The organism is Methylobacterium sp. WL6 (assembly GCF_008040095.1).
In the GTDB taxonomy this organism is placed as follows: Bacteria; Pseudomonadota; Alphaproteobacteria; order Rhizobiales; family Beijerinckiaceae; genus Methylobacterium.
Genome location: NZ_VRVH01000353.1, coordinates 1 through 4293 on the forward strand (window position 1 = coordinate 1; position 4293 = coordinate 4293).

The following is a 4293-nucleotide window of genomic DNA, read 5'->3' on the forward strand; positions in this document are numbered from 1 at the left end:
ATGCGTCGAGCGCCATCAGGCTGGCGTTGCCGCCCGCCGCCGCCGTGTTGATCGACACCGTGCGTTCCGCGAACAGGTCCGAGAGCTCGTAACCCGCCTCAAACGTCCTGTCCTGTCGGGGCGGCTGGGGCACGGGCGGAGAATCCTTGGTACGACCCAAACGGATCTAGGGCGATCGCGCGCGCCTGTCGCCCATGCTGCGGCAACCCGCGCCGGCGAGAGCATGGTCCGTGATCCGTCAATCACGGACACGGCTCGCTCTCGTCTCGAGGGCGCATCGTCGTCACGCCAGCGGGAATCCACCTCGCTCGACGATGCTCTAGCCGGCCCCGAGCAGCCGGATCGCGGCGTCGCGCTCGAACAGGTAGAGCAGCACCCGCAGCGCCTGGCCCCGCTCGGTCCGCAGGGTCGGATCGCGCTCGACGATCAGCCGTGCGTCGTCGCGGGCGACCTCCAGCAGGGCGCCGTCGCTCTCCAGGCGGGCGAGCCGGAAGGCCGCGAGGCCGGATTGGCGGGTGCCGAGCACCTCGCCCTCGCCGCGCAGCCGCAGATCGGCCTCGGCGATGCGAAACCCGTCCTCGCTCTCGCGCATCATCTCGAGGCGGGCCTTCGACACCTGGCCGAGCGGCCCGCGATAGAGCAGCAGGCAGGACGAGGCCTTCGCGCCGCGCCCGACCCGGCCGCGCAGCTGGTGGAGCTGGGCCAGCCCGAAGCGCTCGGCATGCTCGATCACCATGATCGTCGCCTCCGGCACGTCGACCCCGACCTCGACCACGGTGGTCGAGACCAGGACCCGGGTCTCGCCCGCAGCGAAGCGAGCCATCGCCGCATCCTTGTCGGCGCCGGGCATCTTGCCGTGGATCAGCCCGACCTCGGCCCCGAAATGCTGCTTCAGGTCCTCGAAGCGCTCCTCCGCCGCGGCGAGGTCGACGAACTCCGATTCGGCCACCAGCGGGCAGATCCAGTAGACGCGCTCGCCGCCCTGGAGCGCGCGGTGGAGGCCGGCCACGACCTCGTCGATGCGCTCGGTCGGGATGGTGATCGTCCGGATCGGCTGCCGTCCGGCCGGCTTCTCGTCGAGGACCGAGACGTCCATGTCGCCGAAGCAGGTCAGCGCCAGCGTCCGCGGGATCGGGGTCGCGGTCATGACGAGAATGTCGACCGCCGCGCCCTTGGCGCCGAGCGCGAGGCGCTGGTGGACGCCGAACCGGTGCTGCTCGTCGACCACCGCCAGCCCGAGATCGGCGAACACCACGCTGTCCTGGAACAGGGCGTGGGTGCCGACCAGGATGTCGATCTCGCCGGCGGCGAGGTCGGCCAGCGTCGCCCGGCGCTCGGCGGCGCGGTCCCGGCCGGTCATCAGGCGCAGGCGCAGGGCGCCGGCCAGCGGCTTCAGGCGCTCGAAGTGCTGGCGTGCCAGGATCTCGGTCGGGGCCATCAGCGCCGCCTGCCGGCCGGCCTCGCAGGCCGAGGCCATGGCGAGGAGCGCCACGGCGGTCTTGCCCGACCCGACATCGCCCTGGAGCAGGCGCAGCATCCGCTTGTCGGAGGCCAGATCGCCGCGGATCTCGGCGACGGCGCGCGTCTGCGCGCCGGTCAGCGCGAAGGGCAGCCCCGCCTCGATCCGGGCGGAGAGGCGGCCGTCGCCGGCGTTGACCCGTCCGGGCTTGCGGCGGCTGCGCGCCCGCATCAGCGCCAAAGCCAGCTGCGAGGCCAGAAGCTCGTCGTAGGCCAGCCGTTTTCGCGACGGCGTCGCGGGCGGCGGGACCGCGACGCCGTTGGGGCCCAGCGTCGGGGGCTTGGGCGCCTCCTCGGGCCGGTGCTCGGCGCGCAGCGCGTCGGCGAAGGGCGGCAGCCGGTTCTGCCGCAGCCAGGCCGGGTCCTGCCACTCCGGCAGCACCGGCAGCCGCTCCAGCGCGGCCACCGCGAGCTTGCCGATCGCCCGCGAGGTCAGGCCTTCCGTGGCGCCGTAGACCGGCTCGACGGAGGGCAGGGCGGCCAGGCCTTCCGCGTCGACGATGCGGGAGGGATGCACCATCTGGCGGCTGCCGTCCCAGAGGTCGATGCGGCCGGTGACGTAGCGGTGGCTGCCCAGCGGCAGCATCTTCTCGACCCGCGCCGCCGGCATCCCGAAGAACACCAGGGTGATGTCGCCGGTCTCGTCCTCGACCAGCACCCGGTGCGGGCGCCTGCCCGGCCCGGTCCCGGCCGGCCGGTGATGCGAGACGGTGACGCCGACGGTGACCGGCTCGCCCACAGGGGCCTCGCCGACCGAGCCGACGAGCTTCTGCGCGATGCCGCCCTGCGGCAGGTGGAACAGCAGGTCGACGATGCGGGCCGGCCGCTCGGGCGTGCCGAGCAGCCGCTCGATCATGGGCGCCATCTTCGCGCCGACGCCCGGCAGCCCGCGCGCGGGCGCGAACAGCGGATCGAGGATGCTGGGGCGCAGGAGCGCAGGGGCCGTCTCGTCGCGCATCGCCAATCCGCTCGTTCGGCCCATCCTGCCCGGCGGGCCCTAATAGCCCGTGCATCCCGCCCCGTCGCGCGCGGCCGCTCGACGCTGGCGCGCCGCGTCGCCCTCCCGTGATCGGCGGATCGGAGGATCCTGTGCCCGGCGCCCGGATGCGGCCGGCTGGCAGGTCGGCCGCGATGGCTTAGATACGGACGGTGGCGGCGCTCGGCGCGGCCGGCGGCGGGAGCCAAGGCGATGATCGAGTTTTTCGACCGGGAGGGACGTCCATCCGCCTTCTGCGACGACGGCCGGGCGGTCTACCACTGGGATGGGCGGCCCGCGGCGATCATCGACGACGACAAGGTCTTCGCCTATTCGGGCCGCTTCGTCGGCTGGTTCTCCGACGGATGGATCAGCGACGCGCGCGGGAACCGGCTGCTGTTCGAGTTCGATGCGGTCGGCGGCCCGGCCAAGCCGGACCGCGGCACCCGGGTCGCCAAGGGCCAGCGCGGGCACAAGCCGCCGGTCGGCCCGCGCGATCCCGTCCCGGCCCCGCCCGGGCCGTCCGCGGCGTGGTCCGAGACCGCCTTCGCGGGACTGGTCTGAGCCTTTCGTCCCGTGATCCTCGGATCACGGGTTGTCTCCAGCGATCCGAAGGCCCTCACGATGTCCGGCACCACCCGCACCAGCGCGGATCTCGATCCCCGCCGCCGCCGCACGCTGTTCCGCGCCTGGCACCGGGGCATCCGCGAGATGGACCTGATCATGGGGCGCTTCGCCGACGCCGAGATCGGCAGCATGAGCGATGCGGATCTCGACCTGTTCGAGGGCCTGATCGAGGTGCCGGACCGCGACCTGTTCCGCTGGCTCGTCGGGGAGGAACAGGTGCCGGGAAACTACGACACGGCGCTGTTCCGCCGTCTCAAGGCGTTCCACAAGCACGACGCGCCGATCCATTCGTAGCGGATCGGCGCCCGGGCCGGGCGATGCCTAGAGGTCGGGTTCGTTGACGACGTAGGGGCCGATGCGGCTCATCAGGTCGATCGGCGCGCCCGCGCGGCGCCCCTTCGCGCCGTCGATCACCAGGACCGGGATGCCCTTGTCGCGGACCTGCGCACGAAGCCGGGCTGCGAGGCGGGCATAGCTCGAATCGCGGCGCGACGAGGTCTGGAGCAGGATGGCGGCAGGCCGGGCGATCACCGCCAGCACGTCCGCCGCCGCCTCGAGGGAGACGGTGACGCTGGCATAGCCGAGCTCGGCCAATTCTCCGGCCAGGGAGTGATCGATGGCACGGACACCATCGTCGACGACGAGCACTTGTTGCAGCGCACCCATAAGATCGAGAGCTACCCCATCGCAGGCCACTTGGGAAGAGAGCTGAGCTTTAAACCCTCCGCCAACGGTTTGGTTCGCCGGCGCCCTTTGCAGATGCGAAAATAAACCCTTTCGATGAGCGTCCGATGAACCGCGCGGCCGGCGCCATCGATCGTACCGGGCACAGGCGCGGGCACGATCGGCCAAGACCCTGGCGACGCTGAGCTTTCGGAACGGCTTCGTTTCACGGGCGATGATGCGCGGTCGAGGGATGCGCCGGGCGGGCACGCGGCACCGCCGCGCCGGATGGTGCGGCGCGGGGCGGCCCGAGCGGCCGCTCAGGCCTCGGTCACGGCGATCCCGGTTCCGGCAAAGCGATCGACGCGGAAGCGCGAGGCGCGAAACTCATCGGCTTCGGACGCGCCGGCCTCGCCGCGTTGCACCAGGGCCGTCGCGCAGGCCTGGCCGCGGAAGGCGAGGCGGCCGTCGGGCTCGCGGCGCTGGTCTAACTGGGGGGGGGGCTGGGA

4 protein-coding genes and 1 pseudogene are annotated in these 4293 nt (G+C 72.5%); 2 read left to right on the top strand and 3 right to left on the bottom strand.

Annotation, left to right across the window (positions count from 1 at the left end; genetic code table 11):
- Window positions 1–319: 319 nt before the first annotated feature.
- A complete protein-coding gene (gene recG, locus FV230_RS25320; protein WP_147844359.1) occupies window positions 320–2476 on the bottom strand; it encodes an ATP-dependent DNA helicase RecG in 2157 nt (718 codons plus the stop codon).
- A 231-nt stretch (window positions 2477–2707) separates the two neighbouring features.
- Between recG and FV230_RS25325 the strand changes: the two genes are divergently transcribed.
- Window positions 2708–3058, top strand: coding sequence for a 4-fold beta flower protein (locus FV230_RS25325; protein ID WP_147729744.1), 351 nt, complete (start codon window positions 2708–2710; stop codon window positions 3056–3058).
- A gap of 60 nt (window positions 3059–3118) precedes the next feature.
- Window positions 3119–3415 carry a succinate dehydrogenase assembly factor 2 gene (locus tag FV230_RS25330; RefSeq protein WP_147729745.1) on the top strand — a complete coding sequence of 99 codons (297 nt, stop codon included), beginning with the start codon at window positions 3119–3121 and terminating at the stop codon, window positions 3413–3415.
- A 27-nt stretch (window positions 3416–3442) separates the two neighbouring features.
- On the opposite strand, the gene FV230_RS25335 is transcribed toward FV230_RS25330, so the two are convergent.
- Window positions 3443–3787, bottom strand: coding sequence for a hypothetical protein (locus FV230_RS25335; protein ID WP_147844360.1), 345 nt, complete (start codon window positions 3785–3787; stop codon window positions 3443–3445).
- Between the two features lie 317 nt (window positions 3788–4104).
- Window positions 4105–4293: pseudogene (locus tag FV230_RS30005) on the bottom strand (long-chain fatty acid--CoA ligase); the annotation flags it as partial.

Coding starts and splice junctions, on each gene's coding strand:
- recG (WP_147844359.1), bottom strand. CDS start 2,476: ATGCGCGACGAGACGGCCCCTGCGCTCCTGCGCCCCAGCATCCTCGAT.
- FV230_RS25325 (WP_147729744.1), top strand. CDS start 2,708: ATGATCGAGTTTTTCGACCGGGAGGGACGTCCATCCGCCTTCTGCGAC.
- FV230_RS25330 (WP_147729745.1), top strand. CDS start 3,119: ATGTCCGGCACCACCCGCACCAGCGCGGATCTCGATCCCCGCCGCCGC.
- FV230_RS25335 (WP_147844360.1), bottom strand. CDS start 3,787: ATGGGTGCGCTGCAACAAGTGCTCGTCGTCGACGATGGTGTCCGTGCC.